A 25,126-nucleotide genomic window follows, 5' to 3' on the forward strand; every position below is an offset into this window, starting at 1 on the left:
AAGCTAAGGAAGTTGCACCACAAGTTCAACCACAAGCTAAGGAAGTTGCACCACAGGTTCAAGTGCAAGCTAAGGAAATCGCGTTATACATTCAAGATCGAGCTGCGGAAGTCACAAAATTAATTCAAGAACGGTGTTTGTGGCAGTTTCATTCTCGTGCATGGGATCGGGAAGAAAACATCAATGGTGTTCTCAATAAGACTGCCCAAATCTTGACTGGAGAAAAGGTAGTTCTGGAAACCTTGATCGAGAGAGGTTTTTATGCAGATGCGAAGATCCTTGCAGCTGACCTGGAAATTAGGTTTGCATGGTTAAATAGCATGGAAAACTCGCAAAAGAAGGCAGTACTGGAAGCTGTTAAGGGAATGCTGGTCGATATTGTAATCACCAAGTCGAAGAATGGTGAGTTGCATTATTCGCTTTATTAAAGCAATTAGATCGGTAATTCAACCAAACTAGGACTTACGCAAAGGTAAGGAAAAACGTAGACGCGGAGAGGCTTGCCGCAGGCTACCACAGAGGACGCAGAGGTCACGGAGGAAGAGAGTTTGAGAGAGTTTTTGCGTAAGTCCTACAAACGAACGGCGTTGTTGAATTGGAGTATGAATTAGAGTCAAGTCATCCTGTTAGTGTTTGTGCAGAAATTTTCTTACAGAGTAGAGAGCGATCGCACCGACGGGCTACACCAAAAGCATTCCTAAGAAGCGTAGTATCTGACTACAGAAGCATCTCATCTAGCTTTCAAGATTTTCACGAAATTCAATTCTACTTTTGTTCTGTAATCGATGCTATGAGTAGCTTGCTTCTTGGTTAGATGCAGCGTTAGCTTGCCACAGACACCGCTCTACTTTCTTAAGCTCGAAAAGACACTTCATCTCTTCGTTCAGCAACGCCAAACAAAATCACGCAATTTTTTTTACCACATAGGAGTCAAGAGAATGTCTTTAGTCGTAAAACAGAAAGAACGCAAGGGAATCATCAATCCTATATTTACCTGTCAGCCTGCTGGGGCTGAATATGCTTCCATCGGAATCAAAGATTGTATTCCCCTGGTGCATGGAGGACAAGGATGTAGTATGTTCGTTCGTCTTCTGTTTGCCCAGCATTTGAAGGAAAATTTCGACATTGCTTCTTCTTCACTCCATGAAAATAGTGCTGTTCTTGGAGGACAGCCACGTATTGAGGAAGGCGTAAAGACCTTAGTAGCACGATATCCCGATTTACGGATTATCCCAATTATTACGACTTGTTCAACTGAGACAATTGGGGACGATATCGAAGGAACCATTAACAAGCTCAACGGCTTTTTAAAGGAGGCTTATCCCGATCGCAAGGTTATTCTTGTTCCTGTACATACCCCCAGTTACAAAGGCTCTCAAGTCACTGGCTATAATGTCGGCGTACACGCAATTATTTCTAGCCTAGCAAAAAAAGGCGAACCAACTGGCAAGTTGAACATCATCACTGGGTGGCTTAACCCTGGAGATGTCACTGAAGTTAAGCGCATCTTAAAAGAGATGGACGTTCCAGGAAACATCTTACTGGATACAGAAACCTTCGATGCGCCCACCATGCCCGATAAGACAAGTTTTGCTTTTGGCAATACCACCATTGAAGAAATTGCTGATTCTGCCAATGCGTTGGGAACTATTGCCTTATGTAAATATGAAGGCGGTAGTGCAGCCGAATTCTTAGAAGAGAAGTTCAAAGTTCCCGCAATTCTTGGCCCAACACCAATCGGTATCAAAAATACCGACATCTGGCTGCAAAATATCAGTAAAATGACTGGTAAACCAATACCAGAATCTTTAGTCAGAGAACGTGGTAAAGCTATTGATGCGATCGCAGACCTCGCCCACATGTTCTTCGCCAACAAGAAGGTAGCTATTTACGGAGATCCCGATTTAGTAATTGGTCTAGCAGAGTTCTGCTTAGAAGTTGAGTTAGAGCCAGTGTTGATGTTGTTGGGAGACGACAACAAAGCCTGCACCAAAGACCCAAGAATTGCCGAGTTGGAGAAGCAAGCAGCTTGTGATATCGAAGTTATCTGGAATGCAGACCTTTGGGAATTAGAGCGCCGCATTACAGATAAATCCCTCGAAATTGACTTGATTCTAGGTCATTCCAAGGGTCGGTATATTTCTATCGACAACAAAATTCCGATGGTTCGGGTAGGATTTCCTAGCTTTGACCGTGCAGGTTTGTGGAAATATCCTGTGATTGGCTACAAAGGAGCAGAATGGCTAGCAGATAACATTGCCAACGCCATGTTTGCAGATATGGAGAACAAGCACGATCGCGAGTGGATCTTAAACGTCTGGTAAGAGAGTGATGTGTATGGGAGTGGGCTGTCTCCACAGTGACAAGTGCCTCGTCCTCCACCCCATACTCTCTTCCTACCCTCAGACTATTCTCTGTGTCCTCTGCGCCTCTGCGGTTAAATAAATACTTTTTAACCACAGAGGCACAGAGAGCGCAGAGAGAAAATTACGAAATACTGGAGAGCGATCGTGACTGCAAGTATAGATCAGAATGTCGTATTTTACGGAAATTTGAGTGAACTGTATCGTTTGGCAAAAGAGGGTAAAATTAAGACCAGTTTACAAGGTAGTCATACCCGCCCCTGTAAATTTTGGACTGCAACGAAGATTTTAAGTGGGATTAAAAATGCGATCGTCATTTCTCACGGGCCGAGTGGCTGTGCTTATGGAGTCAAGCGGGCATACAAGCTGAACAATAGCCGCAATAGTGGTTCCCCTTATGAACCCGTGGTGACTACGAACATGAGTGAGAAAGCGGTGATTTTTGGCGGGGAAAAAGAATTAAAAGGCGCGATTCGAGAAGTAGATGAAAAATACCATCCTGATGCGATCGTTGTTGCCACTAGTTGTGCGTCTGGTATTATTGGCGACTGTGTTGATGACGTAGTGAATAAAGCCCGCAGCGAAATCGATGCTGAGATCATGACGATACATTGTGAAGGATTCGCCGGGGAGTATCGCAGTGGATTTGATATCGTATTTCGGCAAATCGTAGACTTTATGGAGCCGCCAACTCCAGAGCGGAAAGCACAACTAGCCGATGCTGTCAATATTGTGGGCGCGAAGATGGGCCCTGAAAGGACAGAAGTCGAAACTGATGTCAAAGAATTGGTGCGATTAATAGAAGCAATGGGGGCAAGAGTTCACAGCGTCATCGCAGGTGATTGTACATTAGAAGAACTCAAGCAAGCACCGAGTGCGGCAGTCAACTGTACCTTATGTTTGGATCTTGGCTATACCATTGGCAAAGCCATGTCAGACAAGTTTGGTACGCCGTTAAATTCTACTATCCTCCCCTATGGAATCACCGCTACAGAAAAATGGCTCGAAGGGGCGGCAAAATATTTAGGGATGGAAGAACAAGCGGCTGCTCTAATGGAAAAGGAATATGCCGCAATCAAGACTGAATTTGAAGCAGCTAAGGGTTATATAGAAGGGAAGTTAGCGATTATCGAAGGACATGATGCTATCAAGTGCTTATCCCTTGCTCACATGTTGGATCGTGATTTTGGGATGCGTGTAGTAATCTATAACTTCCATCCCTGGAGTACAGAAGCACGAGAAACCAGTGTAGATTATTTGTTGGAAACAGGGTTAGACCCAGAAATCCTGATTACAAAAGGGACACTGGCCTTTGGCAAGTACGAGTCCATGAAACAAACGGAAGATGAATTACTGGATTTCATTGGTGGTCTTGATGCAGACTCAGTAGTGTATTTTGGTTCTTCCTTGAGTTTCCCCCATATTCCCGTAGTCGATTTAAATGCCATCTTAAATCGTCCTAGATTTGGCTATCGCGGAGCCTTAAAGGTCGCAAGGTGTATTAAAACAGCACTCCAATATGGCTTTAGACCTCGTAGTTCCTTAACTAAGCAAATGGTATTCCCTAAAAATTCCGGGTTAGCATCTGCTCAATCATTGACTGGAAAATTAGCTCAAGACCTGCCTGATTGTACTGTATATGCAGAGAAAAGACGGGGAAAATGTATGAACGAGTAATACCAGTTTTGGATTACAAGAAAATTGTAGATTGGGTAGAACTTTAGTGTTACCCAACATTTCCGAGCGAGATTTTGTTGGGTTTCGTTCCTCAACCCAACCTTGTATCTTAAAAGAAGTAGTAGACCGTCCCAACCTTGGTCATTACAGGCTGCGCGAAACACAGAAACGTCTAGAAGTCGCTACAGGGAAGACAGAAGCTCTTACAGGCTACGCGAAACACACAAAGCATAAGTTGCTACAGGCTGCGTGAAACGCGTTTACGATAGTCAAGCTTTAGAGAAAAGCCTTAGAAAAATAGGAGGGAAAAATGTCTGCTGGACTAACTTTTGATAATTGTGACCATAGTAAAGACCCAATCGTTGGGTGTGCCCTTGAAGGTATTGCAACTACGGTTGCTGGCATTAAAGATGTCAGTATTGTAATTCAGTCTCCACAGGGTTGCGCGTCCACTGTCGCAGCTGGGTATGATGCTCATGAGGTTGATTTCACCAAGCGAAAAGTAGGTTGTACCCGCCTTTTTGAGTCAGATATTGTGATGGGAGCGTCTGAAAAACTCAAAGGGATGATTAAAGAGGCGGATCAATCTTTTGATTCTAAGGTCATGTTTGTCGTTGGTACTTGCGCGGCGGACATTATTGGTGAAGATATTGCAGGATTATGCCATCAACTTCAGCCAGATGTCAAAGCCAAACTCGTTCCTTTACTTGCTGGTGGATTTCGGGGCAATGCTTATGATGGCTTGGAGATGGGTTTAGAGGCTTTACTTCCTTTTATCAAAAAAAGGCAAACCAAGAGAAGAGGTAGAAAACCGAGGATTGTAAATATCATTGCGCCACAGGCAAATCTTAATCCTACTTGGTGGGCTGATTTGCAATGGGTAACGCAGATTTTAAAATCTTTGAGGATTAGGGTACAGACTGTCTTCTCTCATAATACCTCATTTGAAGAACTGGAGCTAGCTGGTGAGGCAACAGCCAATATTGTTCTCAGTCATGATGTTGGGTATAAGTTTGCTCGGAAAATGCAAGAAACCCACAATATCCCCCTCATCCTTGATGATATACCTTTACCAATAGGTGTAAACAACACTACTCGATGGTTGAAGGCATTGGCGGCACATTTCAAGATAGAAGAAAAAGTCGAACCGCTAATTAAACAAGGCGAAGAAATGGTCGTAGATACACTTCGCAAACGAGCATTGATGATTATTCCCCGATATCGTAACTGTAGAATTGCCATCTCTGCGGATGGGACGCTTGGCATTGGACTGGTCAGAATGCTCTTTGAAGAATTAGAGATGATTCCAGAAGTTTTATTATTTCGCTCGGCGATGCCTGATTCTCGTGCAATTCTAGAGCGAGAACTAGATAGTCTTGGTCTTGCTCCTCGTGTGGCATTTTCGGCAGATGGATATCAGATTAAACAGACCTTACAAGAGTTTGATGTTGATGCTGTGATTGGCTCGGCATGGGAAAAATACATGGCAGAGGAACTAGGAATCAAAATTGCTTTTGACGTATTTAGCCCGACTAACAGAGAAACTTATGTTGACAAGCCATATTTTGGCTATGAAGGCATGATCAATATGATGGAGGTGATTGCTAACGATTGGGATAGAGCTTTTCGTTCCAAAGAGATTCATTGGACATAGAAAAGTATTGTGTCAAGAAAGATGTCCTCCAGTTAGCGCCTAGAGCCACTGTCTTAGCCTCAAAAGTCGCGCTCCAATTTTTGGAAGGGTTCGTATGCGATCGCTCTTTTAAGCGGATTGTGAAAACTGGCGATCGCATAGATATTGGCAAGGCACACAAAATTGAATTTGTGAGTGGGCCTAACTTACACTGGCTTGATACAATTTTCAGATGCGATCGCAAAACCCAAATCCAAACATCGAGTTAACCCTTTTCTGTCACTTTCCGGGTATATTTTCCCTAATTCACAGTTTGTTACTGGGATTCAATCATTTAATTGCAGCTATGAATCAATTTAAACCCTTTTATTGTCCTTGAAGCAATCTATATGCACAGTTCCTGCTGGAGCCTTGGGCATAGGATATAAAATTAGGATACTAATCTGATACTAAAACTAGTAGTCTGCCAACCCAAAAATGCTGCGTGATGGCTGGGGAAAGGGGAAGGGGTAAGGGATTTGAAACCTTTCCCCCTTCCCCTTTGATTATAAATCCAGTTATTTCTGATGTGACTTTACCCATAACTTTGCCGCGCCTGGAAGCATAACTTTGCCGCCAACAACATTATAACCCTCATTCTTGCGTCAGCTAATTTTGGATGAAACTGACAGTTTGGAACCATAAGTTTGCCGCTAGTCCAAATTGGAAGGATAAGCTTGCCGTGAGTCCAATCAAGCATAGAGAGCAGAAAAGCACCAAATTTTTTTATAATGGAGCAGAAGCTGTTCATGCTGGTATAGGATAGGAACTTTTGGCTGTCCATCTGTTTTGAGTAACTACTGGAGTATTAGAAGATCCTCCTAACCAGTAAGAATATTGCGAACAATAGCCTAAACTGGATTGCCACTCTAACCAAAGTAGTCGGCGATGACAATGAGGACAATTTTGCACAAGAGGATGTTGATGTATTAAACAAACTCTGACATCTCAAAATTTCCATCTATGGCAGTCATATTAATTCAAAGTGAGGAATATATAGACTTAACGTTTAAGCTGAGAGGCGCACCGATTCCTCTTGATAATGGTTATGTTATCTATAGTGCATTGTCCAGGATTTGTCCTATCCTTCACGAACTAGAGTCTATTGGGATTCATCCGATCGCAGGAATACCGACAAGGAACAATTTGCTTGAACTCACTGCTCAATCTCGCCTCAAAATTCGGATTCATCATCAACAGATTCCTTTAATTTATCCTTATTTAGCGGGTCAAGCTTTTCACATAGGTCAAAATTCTTATCAACTAGATATTCCCGAATACAAACCGTTAATTTCTTCAGAAAGTGTCTATTCCAGATTAGTGATAATTACAGGCTTTCAAGAACCTATTAACTTTATTGAAGCTGTGCAACGGAAACTAGATAATAAAGGAATAGAAGGAAAAATTGAACTTCTGACCCGACAAGATGGAACACCTCAAAAAAGACAATTAACCATCAATCAAAAAGGAAAACAGTTTAAAGTTAAAGGATTTGGCGTAAAAATTAGCGAACTCAACCCAGAAGATTCCTTAACCTTGCAAGAACAGGGAATTAGTGGGAAACGAAAAATGATGTGTGGAATATTTGTTCCAGCGACTCGCAGCAAGTCAGAAGAGGAAACCTGATGATAGTCTCTACCCAACCCAACATTTCCCTATCTCTCCATGCTGCGGATACGACAATAATGCACCGCGTCGGAATGACCGGACTTTATATGACTTTAAAGCGATTGGAAAAGCAATATCGCTTATCTCATGAACGGGGAGGACATATATCATGGATTTTGACTGCTGATACTATTGAATTATTCTGGGAAGGAAGTGATTTCATCGCCCTATCTTGGTTAATTAATGAGTCTTTTCAATTAGATGATACAGGTTTAATTCATTTAGTAGGGTTAGACAATGATGCAATAGATTTAAGCCAGAAAGTCCACATTCATGAGGGAATATGTGCTGTTTTTCTGCGTCATAATCAGTTTTATCAAGCGGGAGAGCTAGTTAACACTGAACTAAAGGTTGAAGAAAACAAAGTCGAGTATCAATACAAATCCCTAACTTGGTACGCACATCAAACTTTTGCAGAGAAGTTATGCCAGGCAGATACCCAACAACTCAGACATGATTATATTCAAATAACCAGTTGGTTGTATTTAGGGGGAATTGTTCGCCATGCTCGGACGCAGAATACTACAAAACTAGAAGAGAAACCTGAATACGCCTTAGCATTATTATTTGTACCAGTAGTTTGTCATTATTGCTTACTTCATATACCATCAGAAGACTTAAAAGAAAGGAAACCCCATCGCTACTTGATGGTGATTCCAGAAATCAAGGATTTTGAAGACGCTTCTCAAAGAAGATGGGGATTACAGCAATTAGAAACCAAACAGTTTCATGTTAGTAGCCTTGGAGAAGCAGGATTACTTTATTACAGCTTAGACGATATTCAGCCTGAAGTGGTCTACTATCAAGCTTGTCAAGTTTGGTTATATGAAAAATTAAATCAAGCTTCTCGTCAACGGACATTGATGAGTATAGAAGAAATTAAAATTGATAAGAATATTTTAATGACTTACCAACAAGTGCAAAAATACTTTAAAACTAATTATCAGATAATTAAATATAAGCAAATTTTTATTAAGGTCAATCCGATTCGCTCCCTGATTGCTGATAATTTAGTGAAAGGAATCCATTGGTGGTCTAATTTTTGGGAAAAATTGGTGATAGAGGATTCAAAAGAATATTTATTTAACCAGTTATTTTCCAATCGAGAAGGACTCATCATCATGGCAGAGAATAGTGAACAAGACAAGCAGTATCTTATTTTTATTAAGGTATTTCAGCAAGCTATGAAGGGCAACTTTGCTAAAATTTATGCCAAAACAGAGGAAGGGAAAGATCCTCCAATTAAGAAGAAAGTTGAACGATTAAGGGCAGAGCTAAACTATTGTTATGATGAATTGTCGTTTAAGGAATATTTGTCTGACTTTTTAGTAAGAGGGGGATTAAATAAGTATTTTAATGAGCATCAGGAAGAGATTGCACTACTAATTAAAAAATCACCTTGGCAAGAAATAAGAATTTGGTCATTGTTAGCGATCGCCAGTTATAAACCCAAAGATAAACCCACAAACATGGATGATAGTTCGTTCCCAAACAATCAAAACCTAGAAGAAGTGAATGATGAGTCAGAAGAAGAATGACAATAATATCCCAAAATATTATCTTTACGGAACAATCCTCACTCGTTATGGTTTAGCGTCCTTAAATCATGACATTAGACGAGGAAATAAGACTATTCTACAAAAAGGCTATTGGAATGGTAAAATTCATTCTTTTGTAGGTTCAAGTGCAATTCGTTGGGCGTTACGTTTTTATCTTCAAAAGCAAGGTTACTTAGTTAATCGAGTTTGGGATGAGGACGAACATATTAATCGGTTAACAAGTGAAGATTTCGATCCAGAACAATTTTATGATGATGATATTTTTGGGTTTGCTTTATTAGAGTCTGCTGAAACAGAGGAGGAGACTTCAACAACAAAGAGAAAAAAGAAACAAACAAAAGCCAGTACTCCTAATCAGCGAATGGGTGCTTTAGGGATGAATATGGCTGTTTCGCTAACGCCTTATGATGGTGCAGTTAAGTTAGGGGCAAAAAGTGGCAGAGAGAAGGATAGTACATCTCTCCATTTTACAGAATATCATGCAACTCGATATCAATATTATTTTGGAATTGATGCCACTCATCTGAAAGATTGTTCCCGGATTTTACCTTTGATAGATGGGATTATGAATCTGCCCAAGGTGGGAGGGAGTAGTAATATTTTTAATTATCCTTTCTGTCCCGATAGTTTGGTATTTCAATGGACAAATCATTTTGCTTCATATATTTCCTATTGCTTTGAATATTGCGATCCTAAGAGTAAGGAAGCAAAATTTACACAAGAGTTTATAGATGAAGTGGAATGCGGACAGATTGACCCTAGTAAATTGTGGATTGGGGGAACAATTGTTAAGGAGTTACAGCAATTGGATAATTTTGAAAGTTCCCCTTTGAAGAAAGCGCATATTTATCGTAATCGAAATGAAATGGTTGAAGCTTTGAAAACAGTCATTAAAAGAGATTTGGGCTTAGAAGAATCAAAATGATTGCACCATTAATTCTCTATTTGGATGTTCCATTTGCGACTTTTCGCGAGTCCCATGCAAGGGAAATGGGAAAAACCTATCCTGTCCCTCCTCCAGCGACAGTGTATGGGATGTTGTTGTCTTTGGTAGGGGAAACGAATGTCTATCGCCACTGTGGGGTAGAATTGGCGATCGCAATGTTATCTAGCCCCAAAAAGTCGCGGATTTTGCGTCAAATGAGACGGTTTAAGAATGCTGATTTTAGCCATGCGGAGAATGTTATTCCCTGTTATCAAGAAATTTTGTCTAATTTGCGGTGTTTGATTTGGGTTCGTTCTGACGAGGAAAAGATACAACCAAGTTTAAGGGACAGGATACAGTTAGCGTTTGACCATCCTGAGCTAGTAAGACGGTTTGGTTGTTTATTTTTGGGAGAAAGCGACCAGTTGATTAAAACGATCAAACTTGTCTCGGAAGATTATCTAGAGGGAGTGAGACAGTGGGCGATTAGAGATAATCGAGGCAGGTTAACTTTACCCTATTGGGTTGACCATGTGGGGTCAAGAAATACCCGATTTTTGAGGTATCGGATTGAGGAAATGGATAGATTATCACCTCCTGATTTAGCCTGGACAATGGTTCAATCTCCGATTTGACAAGTACCCCTGCTGGCGAGGAGAATCGAGGTAAAAAATGACGGAAAGGATTACAGGGTTAAGGGATATAGCAATTTAGATAAAGAAAAAGGTGCTTGCAAATCCTTGAAAGAGTTAAGGGGATTGAGTTGTAGAGGTTGAAGAAATACAAGAAATTGATAAGTTTTGTCTTTTTGGGATCTCCGGCTGAGGGGTACTTGTAAAATTGTGAGTGAGCCTTGATCACTCAAGGGTTTTAGCCTTTGCTGTGAGTCGTGGCTTTATGCCGTTAGGCGTTGCTCAAATTTTCTTCCCTTCTGCCTTCTACCTCCTGCCTCGTGAGTCGTGGCTTTATGCCGTTAGGCGTTGCTCAATATTCAGGGTCAACCTGGAGTGAAATTGCCCAGATGTGAGTCGTGGCTTTATGCCGTTAGGCGTTGCTCAAAAAGAGCGGCGAACTGGTTCAGGAATTGCGTTGTTCTGTGAGTCGTGGCTTTATGCCGTTAGGCGTTGCTCAATCGTAAGTTTTCGCAGCAGCAAAGCCTAAATCATCAGGTGAGTCGTGGCTTTATGCCGTTAGGCGTTGCTCAATTGGTAGGTGGTACGCAGTCGGGTAAGTCTACTTTAGTGAGTCGTGGCTTTATGCCGTTAGGCGTTGCTCAATCGATGGAGTTTATCAATCTCATCGCAAAAAGGATGTGAGTCGTGGCTTTATGCCGTTAGGCGTTGCTCAAGAAGTAGCAAAAGCAGAAGTTGAGGAGGCGAAATGTGAGTCGTGGCTTTATGCCGTTAGGCGTTGCTCAATCTTGCAAGATGAAGCGGCTAATGTTATTAGCCAGGTCATCGCCTGAACAACCTTTGCAATTGGCAGAGTTTGACAAGCAAGTAGCGCTAGAAGCTCTTTGTCAGGGGCAGACTTCCTTTTTGGTGCGATGCCTGCGGCGGGCTACGCCAACGCATTCACGAAGTCTTACACCAAAACCTCAAACGCTTTAGGGAGTAATATTAAGTACTATTACGCTGCATAAGGATGTTTATTAGCACTTTTATACTGCTGATAAATATGGATAAATACTATATTACTCAGGTTGTCTACATCGCTATCATCGTAGGCATCTACAGGTAAACCTGTGTCTTCGCTGTACAAGTAATCATAAATAAAACTCTTAATTGTGGCTCTTGTAGATTCCTTATCCCGCCAGTTTTCTAGTTGCTGTAATTGTGATTTCACGGCTTCAATTAGCGACTGAGCAACTTGTTTAACACGGTTTCTAATTCTGGTATCTAAATTATCTTTAGATGAGCAAAGCAAGTCGAAAACAGCAAGGTGTTCTTCGCTTAAACCTTCGCGAACAGCACGGGTGTCTTCTTCGGATAAGTCTTTGACAAGTTTCAGCAGTTCCTCAAATGTTTGCTCAATGGCTACTCGGTCAGTTTCACGGTTATAGTTTTGGATAACTTGTTGATAGCGCGTGTAGTAGTCAATGCGAGATGGGTTTCGTTGTACCATTCGCTGGAGTTGGCGTTCGACGGCTTCTTTGAGGGTTTGGACTGAGGTATTTTTGGTCTGAGAATTAGCAAATTCTGCTTTTAATAACTCAAAGTCTATATTGCTAATATTGTAATTTTTGCCTGACTCTGCACCTGGAAGACGGGAAGTATCAACGTTGATGAACTCGCTAACGATACCTTGTAAGGAACGGATGACAGCGTTAATATCTAAAGATATTTTGTGTTGTTCGTGTAAATGTTTGTAAATTTGCTCGATGGCGTTATATCTTCCTTGGTAGGGTGCGGTTAATTTCGGTTCAGTGATTAGCGCCTGTTTCTTTTTGAAGATTTCCCTGGCTAATACTTCAAAGCGGGCGCGAGATTCATCGTTAGTGCAAACTGCATTAACTGCACTTGCTAAAGCAGCAATTTTATCAAATCCTGCTGTTTCCACTAGTTCTTGCAGGTCAAACCCCAGGTTGGCGATGTGGTCAATACAGTTTTGAAGCGCGATCACATAATCTTCTCGTAATTGGTTCAGGTCGTTGTAAGGTGTTATACTCTCGTCTGTGCCTCCTACTTCTGCACGGGAGTATCTTGCAAGGGCGGCACGGAGACTTGTTAAAATACCGTTGTAATCAATTAACAAACCGTTATTTTTCCCTTCGTAGACGCGGTTTGCACGAGCGATCGCTTGCATGAGAGTATGTCCTTGTAAGGGTTTATCTATATATAATGTGGCAAGGCTGGGGACATCAAAGCCTGTTAACCACATGGCGCAGACAATTGCAAAGCGGAAAGGGTGTTTTTCGTTCTTAAATTCTTCTTCTAGATTGCGACTTTTGATAATTTGGCGATGGGGAACTATATCTAAATCCCAATCTTTGAAAGTTTTAACTTCATTTTGGGCTTCGCTAATCACAACTAAATATTCTGTTGACTCCAACCATTGCAAATATTGCTGATGTTCTACTTCCTCTTGTTCATCACCAGCTTGTTTGACTAATTGTTTCTGTGCTTGTATTGCTTGTTTCCAGTATTTATCGATAAGTCCGTGCATTCGCACGGCGGTAATCTTATCTAGACAAACAAGCATAGCTTTTCCGGTTTGCCAACGTTGGGTATAGTGAGCTACTAAGTCTTGGGCGATTCGGTCTAAACGTTTTTCGGCGGTGAGGATGAGATATTCTCCCCCCAAGCGGCGACGGACGGCTTCTTCTTGTTCTGCGTCGAGGTCAAATTGTTTGATGGCGGTGGCGAGGCGTTGATTTAGTTCTTTATCAGCTGCAACCTGGCGTTGAGTGCCTTTGTCGTCATAATATAATTCTTCGCCTCGATTGTCGTAGTAGAGAGGTACTGTTGCACCATCTTCTACAGCGCGTTGGAAGTCGTAGGTGGAAACGTAGCCGCCGAAAACTCGACGGGTAAGTTGGTCTTCTTCCGACTCCATTAAGGGTGTACCAGTAAAGCCGATGAAAGATGCGTTGGGTAAACTAAAACGCATATTTTCCGCGAGTTTACCGTATTGGGTGCGGTGCGCTTCGTCGGAGATGACGATAATATCGGCACGGTGGGAGTAAATCTCACCAGGTTTGTTGAATTTGTGAATCAGCGTGAAAACGTAGCGATGGTTGTCTTTGAGTAATTCAGCTAATTGTTCACCACTGGCGGCTTGGGTGTTATTTTCTTTGATAGCACCAACGCCAGCAAAGGTTTGCACGATTTGATTATCTAATTCTTGGCGGTCTGTGACGATGACAAAGGTAAAATTACCTGGTAATTGGCGGTGCGCTTTGCGCGTGAGAAATGCTATTGAGTAAGATTTACCGCTACCTTGAGTATGCCAGAAAACGCCAAGTTTACCTTCTCGGACTTGCCGTTGTTGAATGGCGGTAAATGCGCGGTTAACACCAAGAAATTGGTGATTACGAGTCAGAATTTTGATTGTTTTACCGCTACTGTCATCAAAGAGGATGAAGTTTTCGATGATGTCGAGGAAATTGTCTTTGCGGCACATCCCCATTAACATTGTTTGGTAGTCAACTTTGCCGAGTTCTTCTTCTTCTAAACGTTTCCATTCTTGGAAGTGGCCGTAGCGACTGGTGATGCTACCTACTTTCCCCACTATTCCATTACTCAACATGACTATGGCGTTGTGATGGAAAATTTCGGGGATAGTATCTTTGTAGTCGGTGTAGTTGTCTTCGTAAGCCACTCTGACGTTGCGGTGCGTGGCTTTAAGTTCAATAAATAGTAAAGGAATACCATTAACAAAGCCGATGATATCAGGTCGTTTGGAATAGAGAGAACCTTTAATAGACAACTCCCGCACAACCAGGAAATGGTTATTTTCTGGGTTTTGAAAATCAATCACTTTCAAGCGGGGATTGATAGTTTCACCGTGTGGGTTTTTGTAGGGTTTCTCTAGGATACCTTCACGGATAAGTTGGTATTTTTTCTGGTTGATGGTGATTAATTGCTCTGAAATATTGGATGTGGTGAATTGAGCGATCGCATCATCGTATACTTGCTGTGGATGACCAGGATTAAATTTCTCTAATGCTTGGCGAAGATAGCGTGTGAGTACAACTTCTCGTTTATCCTTACGTCCTAGTGTGCCGTTAGTGCCGAAGGTTTCTTTTTTGTATGCGTAAACTGAGTGCCATTTCAGGATTTGTTCAAAGAAGTTAGCGGTAGTTTGTTGCACGAGGCGGTCTTCGGAATATTCGGCACTCATGGGTGTGATAGGTAATACGGGTAGCTATTATATTGATAGCTTTGGAATTGCCTAAGTAGCAAGTATTGCCTTTAAATAATTCGTAATTCGTAATTAATGGTACAAAGCAACTCTTATGTGACTGTTCCAGGAATTAAAGTTTTTACACTTAATATTTAACCCACAGCATAATCTGTAAATTGGCGTTTAAATGGTGAATGAAAGCCGATGACAATATCCTGTTTGGGGATACCTAAATTTGCTAAATCTTCTCCGACTTCATTTTCGGTTCCGTTGTGTTGTAGCCAAACTTTACCATCTTTAATGTCTAGATGTAAAAAACAACCATAAATACGACGGTCATTTTTCCAGCCGACATTTACAAGTTGATAGTGGTGATGTTCTGTGTCAAAAATTAATTGGGTTTCAATTTCTGGAGCTTGATTAGAAATTGCAGCATATTCTTGGAGAAGTTGCTGAATTATTTGTTGATATTTTTTTAGTTTATCCATTCGACTATATCCTCTGTTATAGGTTGATAAGTAATCAATTTAAGTTGATATGTTTTGATAATGTTTTGTACAAGTCTGATGCTAAAGAAGGAAGTGTATGTATCGATGGGAACTGCTAAATAAAGAGTACGGTCTGGTTCTTGTTCCGATAATGCTAGTCGGTAGTTAATAAACTGTCCTAAAGCTGTGTGAAATTCAGAAATTGCAGATGTTTTAAAAAAGCTTTTAATTTCAACAGCAATTTTTTCACCCTCTCTTTCTGCTGCTAGAATTTTTTCCGCGCCTAAGTCTATGTACATATCCCCTAACTCGAAACTGACGGGTAAAGGATCATGGGTAATTTTCCACCCTTCTTTTTCTAGTCCTTTTTTGACTGCGTTGTGAAAGATATCTCTGGCTGGCATAATATAGCATTATAAAAGATTTTCTACACGGTGAGACGATCGCTATTTGTTTTCTACACGGCGATGCTTCCGTTCATCAGGCGAGGAAGGAGTAAATCGCGGGCTTCCTTAAGTCTTTGATTGTTTTTATTAAGTAAGGAGCGTTGCTCTAGTATAAGTCTAGCAAAGTTATCAAATTGAATAATAATGTCATCTGGAGGAATTAAGATATCTGAGTTTCTCAAAAACTTTAGGCTAAAAAACTTTTGAGAAGTGCCAGATGCTTTCTGAGACATTGATATTAATGTATTATCATCAGATAGATGAACATATAAAAAGCTTGAGTAGAATTTTTTAAGTGGTTTAAATAAAGCAACGTTTTTAATGCTAAATTCAAAATCTTGGTCAACTAATGCAATAGTCCCAAGAGTTCCAATATTAGAAAATATAATATCTCCTTTCTCTGGACGGCTTCTTTTCATGACTTTCTGATGTTCTTCAGGAGAAATGAAGTAACACTTTGAAAAGTCTATAAATCCATTAATAATATGTTTACCTGTAACCAGATAATACCCATCTTCTGTTGCTTTTGGACTATCATGTGTTCCATCCATAAGCTTAGAGCATAGATTGGGGAGATATCCCATATTCCACCCCTCTGGAATGCCATCAATTATCTTTACTGACTCGTAGCCAGGGAAGCGCGATCGCACAAACCATTCTTTGTAAAGCTGCTGGATGGACTCTTCCAGCAGTGCTATTCGGCGGTTGTTGTTGTCGATGAGGCGATCGTAGGTTGAGAGAATGTCAGCTATGCGTTGTTGGGTTGCAACTGGGGGAAGGGGAACTTGTAAGCGACTAAGAATTTTTTGATTGAGATTTGCAATATTCGTACCTCCACCATAGGCTGATAGAGTTTGTCGGATCAGGTCTGACCTGAAAAGATATGCAAAAAATCTAGGAAATGCTTGATTTGAAGTAAATCTTGTACGAATGCAGAAACCTGAAAATGTAATTGGTTCTGGAGGAGATTCTATAAACAAACTTCGACCAATTAAATCTTTATTTCCATTAGAGCGAACAAATAAAATATCATTATCTCGGACTATATCTTCATCTTTAACTACTCCTTCAGGATTAACTTCTTCTAATTCGTTATACCGAGGCTTAATATAGTTTTGAAAGTTTACTACACCAATAACCTTTATCCCAGTACCAAAATTTGTTTGATTATAGTTAATACCATTTCTGAATTCTGCTAAATCTCCCAGTTCTACAATTGACCAACTCATCCTATTATTGTCAACTCCTCAAAATTCGCCGCAATACTCGCCGCTAACTCCACCGCTTCCTCATTCAAACTCGCCAACTCTAAATGAATTTCCCGCATTCTCTCCTCAAAATCCTCCTCATCTTCCCCATCTAAAGCGGTCACACCAACATAACGCCCAGGTGTTAAACTACTATCCTGCTGGGTTATTTCATCCCGCGTTACCACCTTACACAACCCTGGTACATCCACAAACACCGCTTCGGGAAAGCGAGATTGTAACCAGGTAACTTGTGCTTTCACATACAGCGTAGACTTAATAGCAGAAATAGCCTGATCTCGCACTATATCTAGTGCATCACGTTGTTTTTTAACTTCCTTCCCATCCCAAATATCCTGTTTCCGCGCTTCTAGCTTTTTCTCCGCCAGTTCCACAGCGCGAGTACCGACTTTATGCACTTCGTTGATGTACTTTTGCAGAGTTTTCAATTGAGGAATAAAAAGTGCAAACCTTGCTGCACAGACTTTTTGCCCTTCATTAGTAGAAAGTGACTCAGCTTGAGTTGCAAACCATGCAAGATGCACTTGTAACTCACCAATTAAACCAACTCTCGCCGCAGTAAATTCTTGAATTCCCGCCTCCAACTCAGACAAAGTAGCGCGGAAAGTCTCTATATTCTGATTGGCGATATCTTCAGCAACTAATCCCTCAACTTCGGGTAAATCCTTCAATAAAGGAAGCGAAGCCCCAAGACGATCGCTAAAAGTCTCCAACATCTGCGTCAACTTAGCTAACGGTGACTCCAACTGTGTCAACGCACCTGCAATAGTCGCTGCTTCTTGGTGCGTCTTATTTAAATAATCCCCCACCAACCCTAAATAACGTTCCTGCTGACCGCGATACAACCAAGCGATCGCAGTGATATTCTGGAGTTGTTCTTCACTAAAATCGCGGATTTTGCGCGTCACCACCCGGTAAACATTCCGCGCATCAATCATCAACACTTTGTCTTGGCGTTCTGCTGGTTTTCCCTTGTCGAAAAACCACAATGTACAAGGTAGAGATTTCGTGTAAAAAAAGTTCGTTCCAATAGAGATAATCATATCCACCGCTTGGGTGGCGATTAACTCCTCTCGAATCTCCTTCTCCCCATGTCCCGCATCCGATGCCGAACTCGCCATCACAAACCCGGCTCTACCTCGCTCATTTAAATAGCTGTAAAAATACTGTATCCAGAGGTAATTTGCATTGCTCACTGCTTTAGTTTTCGCAGCAATTCCCGGTATCTTTTTTTCAGTAAACAGCCGGGAGTCAGTCTTCACCTTCTCTGGACTCACACCATCCACATTAAACGGCGGATTAGACATCACAAAATCACATTGACCCAGCAACTCTTCCCAGCGATCGTAAAAAGTATTACCCTGGCGAATAATCCCTTCTAAACCGTGAACCGCTAAATTCATTCGCGCCAAACGGGTGTTAGTATCGGATTTTTCCTGTCCGTAAAAAGTAATCTTTGCAGCCGCATCCTCACCGCGATTTTCCACAAAATGTCCCGTCTGCACAAACATACCCGCACTACCGCAAGCAGGGTCTAAAACATTTCCCCGGTCAGGTTCAATCATATTTACAATCGTGCGTACCAAAGAAGGCGGTGTAAAAAATTCTCCTCCTTCCTGTGCGCCACTCATGGCAAACTTATTCAAAAAATACTCATAAATTCGCCCAAACACATCACCCGTAGCTGTACGCAACTCCTCCCGGTCAAAAATTCGCACTAAGTTATACAGCAAATCTTGCTCAAAACTGGTGTACTCCTTCGGTAACACCCCTTGCAACATCTGAGTTTCATCCTCAATCGCTTTCATCGCTGCATTGATTGCCTTGCCAATATCTGCGTTTTCTGCCAAATTCAAGATGCGATCGTATTGAGCCTCAATTGGTAAAAAAATTGCTGACTTTCCTTTAAAGTCATCTATGGTAATCGGGCGTTTTTTTCCACCCCGCGAGGATAAACCCTTTTCAATCTCCGCTTTGACAGCATTGAAGCGATTTGTCGCATGGCGAAGAAAGATTAGCCCCAGTACGGGCATACTGTATTCATTAGCATTGAGTTTGGAGTTAGCACGGAGTTGGTCTGCGGCTTCCCACAGCGAAGATTCAAGTTGACTGATATTGAGCATAGTTTGTTAGCGACTTAGGCGATATGACTGTCTATTTCGCCTAAAAAATTATGAGTTTACATATTAACTGTTTTCACAACCAGGGAATCTGTTATTTTTTCCGCTAGCCCAAACAAGTATACTTAGCATGTTTAATTCCGCGATCGGAATTTTTTAACCTAAAATAACGTCCCAAAGACGATAAGCAAAAATACTTTTGACACACTATGCTTTGACTTGTCAAAGCCACTAAGCGTTTACACCTCATTTCCCCTGACTTGGTGGAATTTTGCCCTCAGTCTGAGCTTGTTTAATTGCTCGTTTCACGATTAACACTGCCATCTGAGACAAAGAACGCTCCTCTGCATCAGCCAAAAATTGCAGGGCTTCTTTGTCTTCTTCTTCCATATAAAGAGTTACAGTTACTTTTCCCATTTCATTATCATAAGCAATTTAGTGTGTTTTTACTTTAAATACATTAAAACACATTGATTAACACAGAAACACTTTATTTTAGCGTATAATTACTGATAAGTCAAAAGCCAGCCATCAACTTTCTCAGGGCGGATGCTGGCTTTTGGCCCCCATATCACAGGAGACATTTTCCATGTTAAAGCCTGTTAGCTACAAAACAGATCAACACAGAGCTTATCAACAAGCTTTAGATGATTTCGGCATCACAGAATTACTGGCAAAGCTCAACAACTACTCTGATGCTGACTTTGATAGTGCCTGGATACAACTCCAGCAGCAAGAAATAGAAAGTCTAGCTGCGATTCTGATTTCTCAATTAACTTACAGCATCAATGGTAAGTTGATTGCCGCTTATCTCAATCTCATCCGGCACAGTAACCAAGATATAGTCCCAAGCTTGATTAACCTCAAATGCCCAGACGTATCTATTGAGCTTCCCGGTAACTTTCCCGATGTAGCCAAGACACCGAGATTTTTATATGGCGATCGCTTGCGTTGGCTCTCTACAGAAAGCAATACTGACTGGGGTATTGTCATTGGTCGATTTTATAGCAATGCTTGCGATCGCTGCTGCTGGAGTTGGTGCTACTTGATTTGGTTGAGCAAAGATAGCCCCAGTGCTGCTTGGATATCTGCCGATATTGCTTGGGAAGAGGATTTAGAACCAATAAGCGAGGAGACAGACTAATGAATCCTCATCCACTCAAGCAGCGAGAGCAAGATTTGATGCAACTCTACACTTACTGTCAATTGGGAATGACTCCCAAGCAGTTTTACGCCAAGTGGCAGGTGAACTACGAAGAAATGGCTCAGATTTGCGATCGTTCCCTGTCCACGGTTCGGCGCTGGTTTGCTAGAGGTAAAAACTACCGCCGTCCCATGCCTACCGATTTACGCCACCTGGCGCTGATGAACTTTTTGCTGGAACATTTTGAGGATATCCCCGAAGAAGTGTTGCAGAAGCTTTGTTTTCCAGACAAGAGTGAGTAGGAATTGAATCTAATTTCAATATCAATTTGATATTTCTTGCCAGCCACCGTCACAGTAGGCTGGCTTTTGTCTTGGAAATTACAGATTTTATTAGGAGAATTCGATGACCTACCTTGAAAAGCTCAGTCCTTGGTGTATAGTTCGACTTAAACCTAATATGCAAAACCAGATTGTAGCTCGTTTTCGTCGCCGCAGCGATGCCGAAGCGCATTTACAAGTTTTGCGCCGACTCATCCCCAGCGTCAGTTTTACACTAATTTTCAATGTGGTGTTAGAGCAACAAGACTTGACTGCTTTAAAGTCGCATCCTTCTATTACCTGAAACTGCGACTGGGCGATCGCTAGAATCAACAATCAGCGATCGCACTCATCAACAATTAAGCGATCGCATCTGTCACCTGAAACTGGCACTGGGCGATCGCAAAATCAGTATATTGTCTGTTCACAAGTAAAAAATGCTTATCCACGAGGTTCTTTCATTGTCAGAAACACATCATTTGTGATGAAATTCTACCTACATTTTTCTGGAATTTAGGGTGTTGGTGTTGAATTTTTCTTATGATCTAGTTGCGTCTCACACCCTTACCCATGAATGAACAGCGACAGCAAGCCTATCTCAATCTCATTCAACGCCTGTTGAATTGCCCTGCTAACGATGAATTCCAAGAAACTTTGGCAGCAAACCAAGAATTAGTAGATATTGGCTTCTTGCAAACAATAAAAGCAGTAGCACAGACGTTTTCGCAGCAAAGGGATGAGAATACAGCGAATTGGTTGCGAAATTTGGCAATGCAACTAGGGGAAGCGTTAAATCTAGATAATAAAGTAGATTTGCAATCTCTCAGTGAGGAAAAGAAACAAGCATATCTCCAATTATTGATGCAGTTACTGCAAGTAACCGCAAAAAGTAAAGGTGACGTGCGAGTAATTTACCCTTTGCTGGCAAAGAATACAGACAAACTTGACGGGGTTTTTGCAGAAATATTGCGTCGTTGGGGGACAAATAAACTTATAGAAGTCCAAGCAGATGAGGCGAAATACATAGCAGGAGTGATATATGAATTTAGCAATCTAATGGCTGTATTACCTTTGGTTAACAAAGCCAGCAATATAGAAATTGCCATTACTGGCTATGAAGTCGTGTTGATAGTCTACACTAAAGAAGCTTTGCCTCAAAATTGGGCAATGACGCAAAATAATCTCGCAAATGCCTACAGGGAGAGAATTAAAGGAGACAAAGCAAATAACATTGAAAAAGTGATTGCTGCTTTTACTGCTGCTTTAACTGTCTACACCAGAGAAGCTTTGCCTCAAAATTGGGCAGCAACGCAAAATAATCTCGCAAATGCCTACTGGGAGAGAATTAAAGGAGACAAAGCAAATAACATCGAAAAAGTGATTGCTGCTTTTACTGCTGCTTTAACTGTCTACACCAGAGAAGCTTTGCCTCAAAATTGGGCAGCAGCGCAAAATAATCTTGCAACTGCCTACAGCGTTAGAATTAAAGGAGACAAGGCAGATAACATTGAACAGGCAATCGCTGCTTCTACTGCTGCTTTAACTGTCTTTACCAGAGAAGCTTTGCCTGTTGATTGGGCAGCAGCGCAAAATAATCTCGCAACTGCCTACAGCGTTAGAATTAAAGGAGACAAGGCAGATAACATTGAACAGGCAATCGCTGCTTATACTGCTGCTTTAACTGTCAGAACCAGAGAAGCTTTGCCTCAAAATTGGGCAGCAACGCAACATAATCTCGCAACTGCCTACAGCGATAGAATTAAAGGCGACAAAGCAGATAACATTGAACAGGCAATCGCTGCTTTTACTGCTGTTTTAACTGTCTACACCAGAGAAGCTTTGCCTCAAAATTGGGCAATGACGCAAGATAATCTCGCAACTGCCTACAGGGATAGAATTAAAGGAGACAAGGCAGATAACATCGAAAAAGCGATCGCGTCTTATACTGCGGCTTTAACTGTCAGAACCAAAGAAGCTTTGCCTGTTGATTGGGCAGCAACGCAAAATAATCTCGCAAATGCCTACAGGGATAGAATTAAAGGAGACAAGGCAGATAACATCGAACAGGCAATCGCTGCTTCTACTGCTGCTTTAACTGTCTACACCAGAGAAGCTTTGCCTCAAAATTGGGCAGCAACGCAAAATAATCTTGGACTTGCCTACAGCGATAGAATTAAAGGAGACAAGGCAGATAACATCGAACAGGCAATCGCGTCTTATACTGCTGCTTTAACTGTCTACACCAGAGAAGCTTTGCCCGTTGATTGGGCAATGACGCAAAGTAATCTTGCAATTGCCTACAAGAATAGAATTAAAGGAGACAAGGCAGATAACATCGAACAGGCAATCGCGTCTTATACTGCTGCTTTAACTGTCTATACCAAAGAAGCTTTGCCTCAAAATTGGGCAGCAACGCAACATAATCTCGCAAATGCCTACAGGGATAGAATTAAACGAGACAAGGTAGATAACATCGAAAAAGCGATCGCTGCTTATAATGCTGCTTTAACTGTCCATACCAGAGAAGCTTTGCCTCAAAATTGGGCAATGACGCAAAATAATCTCGCAATTGCCTACAAAAATAGAATTAAAGGAGACAAAGCAAATAACATCGAACAGGCGATCGCTGCTTTTACTGCTGCTTTAACTGTCTATACCAAAGAAGCTTTGCCTGTTGATTGGGCAGCAACGCAAAATAATCTTGCAATTGCCTACAGGGATAGAATTAAAGGCGACAAGGTAGATAACATCGAACAGGCAATCGCGTCTTATACTGCTGCTTTAACTGTCTACACCAGAGACGCTTTGCCTGTTGATTGGGCAGCAGCGCAAAATAATCTTGCAGCTGCCTACAGCGTTAGAATTAAAGGAGACAAGGCAGATAACATCGAAAAAGCGATCGCGGCTTTCATTGCTGCTTTAACTGTCTATACCAGAGAAGCTCTGCCTGAAGATCATGCAGAAATTTTGTTTGGACTGGGAATTAATTACCAAGACGCAAATAAGTTTGACTTAGCATACAATACTTTTAAGTCTTCCATTGACACAGTAGAATCTTTACGAGAAGAAATAATATCTGGTGAAGAAAGCAAACGCAAACAAGCGGAGAATTTTAACAAAGTTTATAGCTGCATGGTAAAAGTTTGTTTGCAATTAGATAATATTACTGAAGCAATTGAATATGTTGAACGTAGTAAAACTCGCAGTTTAGTTGAGCAAATCCTGGAACGTGACGCTAAAACCATCTTCCCTCCAGATGTTGTCACTCAACTAGAAACATACAGAGATGAAATAGCCGCAGGACAATATCAAATCCAAAATGGTAAAGCGGAAAATCCCCAAGACTTAGCAGAACGTCTCCAAGAATTGCGACAGCAACGCAACAACTTACAAGATCAATATCTGCCTATTGGTTCTAGTTTCAAGTTTGATAAATTCCCAGAAACTTTAGATGCAAATACAGCAGTTATAGAATGGTACATTGCCACAGATACAATTCTCACATTTATCATCAAACCTCACGGACAACAATTAGTCTATTGGCAATCAACAACAGCCGAATTAAACGCACTATTTAATTGGAATAATGAATATTTAAATGATTACTACAACCCAGAAGACGAAAATAAAATCCAATGGCAGAATCAACTAGAAACACGCCTGAACAAGTTAGCAGAAATTCTGCACATTGAAGAAATATTAGCCCACATTCCCGAACAATGCCAAAGATTAATTCTCATTCCTCATCGCTTTTTACACCTATTCCCTCTCCATGCTTTACCCATCAAATCATCATACTTAATTGACTTATTCCCCAAAGGCGTAAGCTATGCACCTAGTTGTCAAATCTTACAACAAGTGCAATTGCGTCAACATCCTGAATCTCAATCATTATTAAAATCCTTATTTGCTGTGCAGAACCCCACAGCAGATTTATATCAAGACTACGAAAAAGACTTAGGTGCAGTCGCCGCCATCAAAAAGAAATTTACTCAAGCTCATATTATCAAAAAAGCCAAAGCTAACAAATCAGCAATTCTCCATGTTGATGAAAATCATCACACCACCCTCAACCCAGAATTACGCCAAGCGAACAATATCTTTTTCTTCTGTCACGGCTACTTCAACCCTAACTCTCCCCAAGATTCCGGCTTACAATTAGCCGACGCAAACCTAACTTTAACAGAGATCATCGCTCACTTCAAATTAGCAAACTGTCACCTAGTCACCCTTTCAGCTTGCGAAACTGGGATGATAGATTCCAGAAACACCAGTGACGAATACATAGGTTTACCCAGTGGCTTTTTGTTAGCAGGTAGCACCAATGTAGTCAGCAGCCTTTGGACTGTCAGTGCTACAGCTACAGCCTTATTCATGATGAAATTTTACGAAGAACTACAGCAGCAAACTAATATTGTATTAGCCTTAAACGCAGCACAACGCTGGTTAAGAAATACAACAACCAAAGGCTTTCAAGATTGGCTACCTAAATCATCATTACGTCTAGATTGTCAGATAGGAATATATAAACACTTGACTGAAATCGCCAAAGACAAAGGAGAATCTACACCACCCTTTGAGTCACCTTTTTATTGGGCTGCTTTTTATCACACAGGTAAAGGAGTTTAACA

General features: G+C 41.3%; 20 protein-coding genes, 1 pseudogene and 1 CRISPR repeat array. Of the genes and pseudogenes, 15 read left to right on the plus strand and 6 right to left on the minus strand.

All coding sequences use genetic code 11. The features are described from left to right. The 11 genes and pseudogenes from vnfG to ACM0OX_RS20130 form a co-directional block, all read left to right on the plus strand. A partial coding sequence (vnfG, locus tag ACM0OX_RS20080) for a V-containing nitrogenase subunit delta (protein WP_414516786.1) occupies nucleotides 1–428 on the plus strand: 428 nt, incomplete at its 5' end. 510 nt (nucleotides 429–938) lie between these two features. Next, entirely contained in the window at nucleotides 939–2,324 is a 1,386-nt protein-coding gene (gene vnfK / locus ACM0OX_RS20085; RefSeq protein ID WP_179069583.1) for a V-containing nitrogenase subunit beta, read from the plus strand. 186 nt (nucleotides 2,325–2,510) lie between these two features. Next, nucleotides 2,511–4,040, plus strand: coding sequence for a nitrogenase component 1 (locus ACM0OX_RS20090; RefSeq protein WP_414516787.1), 1,530 nt, complete (start codon nucleotides 2,511–2,513; stop codon nucleotides 4,038–4,040). A 31-nt stretch (nucleotides 4,041–4,071) separates the two neighbouring features. Beyond that, nucleotides 4,072–4,293 (plus strand): hypothetical protein, encoded by a 222-nt coding sequence (locus ACM0OX_RS20095; protein WP_414516788.1) that lies wholly within the window; start codon nucleotides 4,072–4,074, stop codon nucleotides 4,291–4,293. A gap of 57 nt (nucleotides 4,294–4,350) precedes the next feature. Continuing rightward, nucleotides 4,351–5,694, plus strand: a complete 1,344-nt coding sequence (locus ACM0OX_RS20100; RefSeq protein ID WP_414516789.1) for a nitrogenase component 1 — start codon at nucleotides 4,351–4,353, stop codon at nucleotides 5,692–5,694. A gap of 17 nt (nucleotides 5,695–5,711) precedes the next feature. Then, a pseudogene (locus ACM0OX_RS20105) lies at nucleotides 5,712–5,927 on the plus strand (diflavin flavoprotein A); the annotation flags it as partial. 748 nt (nucleotides 5,928–6,675) lie between these two features. Further along, nucleotides 6,676–7,338: a type I-MYXAN CRISPR-associated protein Cas6/Cmx6 gene (gene cas6 / locus ACM0OX_RS20110; RefSeq protein WP_414516790.1), complete on the plus strand. Its 663-nt coding sequence runs from the start codon at nucleotides 6,676–6,678 to the stop codon at nucleotides 7,336–7,338. Next, nucleotides 7,338–8,918 carry a type I-MYXAN CRISPR-associated Cas8a1/Cmx1 gene (gene cas8a1, locus ACM0OX_RS20115; protein ID WP_414516791.1) on the plus strand — a complete coding sequence of 527 codons (1,581 nt, stop codon included), beginning with the start codon at nucleotides 7,338–7,340 and terminating at the stop codon, nucleotides 8,916–8,918. Before cas6 ends, cas8a1 begins: the two co-directional genes overlap by 1 nt. Beyond that, nucleotides 8,896–9,864 (plus strand): CRISPR-associated protein, encoded by a 969-nt coding sequence (locus tag ACM0OX_RS20120; protein ID WP_414516792.1) that lies wholly within the window; start codon nucleotides 8,896–8,898, stop codon nucleotides 9,862–9,864. The genes cas8a1 and ACM0OX_RS20120 overlap by 23 nt, the downstream gene beginning before the upstream one ends. Next, entirely contained in the window at nucleotides 9,861–10,499 is a 639-nt protein-coding gene (cas5, locus tag ACM0OX_RS20125; protein WP_414516793.1) for a type I-MYXAN CRISPR-associated protein Cas5/Cmx5/DevS, read from the plus strand. Before ACM0OX_RS20120 ends, cas5 begins: the two co-directional genes overlap by 4 nt. Before the next feature lie 247 nt (nucleotides 10,500–10,746). Next, a CRISPR array of direct repeats spans nucleotides 10,747–11,282; the repeat unit is 36 nt; unit sequence GTGAGTCGTGGCTTTATGCCGTTAGGCGTTGCTCAA. A 9-nt stretch (nucleotides 11,283–11,291) separates the two neighbouring features. Continuing rightward, on the plus strand, nucleotides 11,292–11,474 hold the full coding sequence (locus ACM0OX_RS20130; protein WP_414516794.1) for a hypothetical protein: 183 nt from the start codon (nucleotides 11,292–11,294) through the stop codon (nucleotides 11,472–11,474). A gap of 19 nt (nucleotides 11,475–11,493) precedes the next feature. Here the strand turns inward: ACM0OX_RS20130 and ACM0OX_RS20135 are convergent, their stop codons facing one another. The 6 genes from ACM0OX_RS20135 to ACM0OX_RS20160 form a co-directional block, all read right to left on the minus strand. After that, nucleotides 11,494–14,706, minus strand: a complete 3,213-nt coding sequence (locus ACM0OX_RS20135; protein WP_414516795.1) for a type I restriction endonuclease subunit R — start codon at nucleotides 14,704–14,706, stop codon at nucleotides 11,494–11,496. A gap of 155 nt (nucleotides 14,707–14,861) precedes the next feature. Next, nucleotides 14,862–15,197: a XisI protein gene (locus ACM0OX_RS20140; protein ID WP_335045941.1), complete on the minus strand. Its 336-nt coding sequence runs from the start codon at nucleotides 15,195–15,197 to the stop codon at nucleotides 14,862–14,864. Beyond that, on the minus strand, nucleotides 15,185–15,601 hold the full coding sequence (locus tag ACM0OX_RS20145; RefSeq protein ID WP_414516796.1) for a XisH family protein: 417 nt from the start codon (nucleotides 15,599–15,601) through the stop codon (nucleotides 15,185–15,187). The genes ACM0OX_RS20140 and ACM0OX_RS20145 overlap by 13 nt, the downstream gene beginning before the upstream one ends. A 53-nt stretch (nucleotides 15,602–15,654) precedes the next feature. Next, the gene (locus ACM0OX_RS20150) at nucleotides 15,655–16,872 is read right to left on the minus strand and encodes a restriction endonuclease subunit S (protein ID WP_414516797.1); all 1,218 of its coding nucleotides are present in this window, start codon (nucleotides 16,870–16,872) and stop codon (nucleotides 15,655–15,657) included. Beyond that, nucleotides 16,869–19,034 (minus strand): type I restriction-modification system subunit M, encoded by a 2,166-nt coding sequence (locus tag ACM0OX_RS20155; RefSeq protein ID WP_414516798.1) that lies wholly within the window; start codon nucleotides 19,032–19,034, stop codon nucleotides 16,869–16,871. The genes ACM0OX_RS20150 and ACM0OX_RS20155 overlap by 4 nt, the downstream gene beginning before the upstream one ends. Nucleotides 19,035–19,277: 243 nt before the next feature. Beyond that, nucleotides 19,278–19,448, minus strand: a complete 171-nt coding sequence (locus tag ACM0OX_RS20160) for a ribbon-helix-helix domain-containing protein (protein WP_094348682.1) — start codon at nucleotides 19,446–19,448, stop codon at nucleotides 19,278–19,280. Nucleotides 19,449–19,620: 172 nt separating this feature from the next. Between ACM0OX_RS20160 and ACM0OX_RS20165 the strand changes: the two genes are divergently transcribed. From ACM0OX_RS20165 to ACM0OX_RS20180, 4 genes are all read left to right on the plus strand, one after another. Next, nucleotides 19,621–20,175, plus strand: coding sequence for a hypothetical protein (locus tag ACM0OX_RS20165; RefSeq protein WP_414516799.1), 555 nt, complete (start codon nucleotides 19,621–19,623; stop codon nucleotides 20,173–20,175). Then, the gene (locus ACM0OX_RS20170) at nucleotides 20,175–20,477 is read left to right on the plus strand and encodes a helix-turn-helix domain-containing protein (RefSeq protein WP_414516800.1); all 303 of its coding nucleotides are present in this window, start codon (nucleotides 20,175–20,177) and stop codon (nucleotides 20,475–20,477) included. Before ACM0OX_RS20165 ends, ACM0OX_RS20170 begins: the two co-directional genes overlap by 1 nt. Before the next feature lie 103 nt (nucleotides 20,478–20,580). Next, on the plus strand, nucleotides 20,581–20,799 hold the full coding sequence (locus ACM0OX_RS20175; protein WP_414516801.1) for a hypothetical protein: 219 nt from the start codon (nucleotides 20,581–20,583) through the stop codon (nucleotides 20,797–20,799). Between the two features lie 266 nt (nucleotides 20,800–21,065). Next, nucleotides 21,066–25,124 (plus strand): CHAT domain-containing protein, encoded by a 4,059-nt coding sequence (locus ACM0OX_RS20180; RefSeq protein WP_414516802.1) that lies wholly within the window; start codon nucleotides 21,066–21,068, stop codon nucleotides 25,122–25,124. Nucleotides 25,125–25,126 lie beyond the last annotated feature (2 nt).

The sequence above is a fragment of the Nostoc sp. PCC 9305 genome, from assembly GCF_963920915.1.
In the GTDB taxonomy this organism is placed as follows: Bacteria; Cyanobacteriota; Cyanobacteriia; order Cyanobacteriales; family Nostocaceae; genus Nostoc.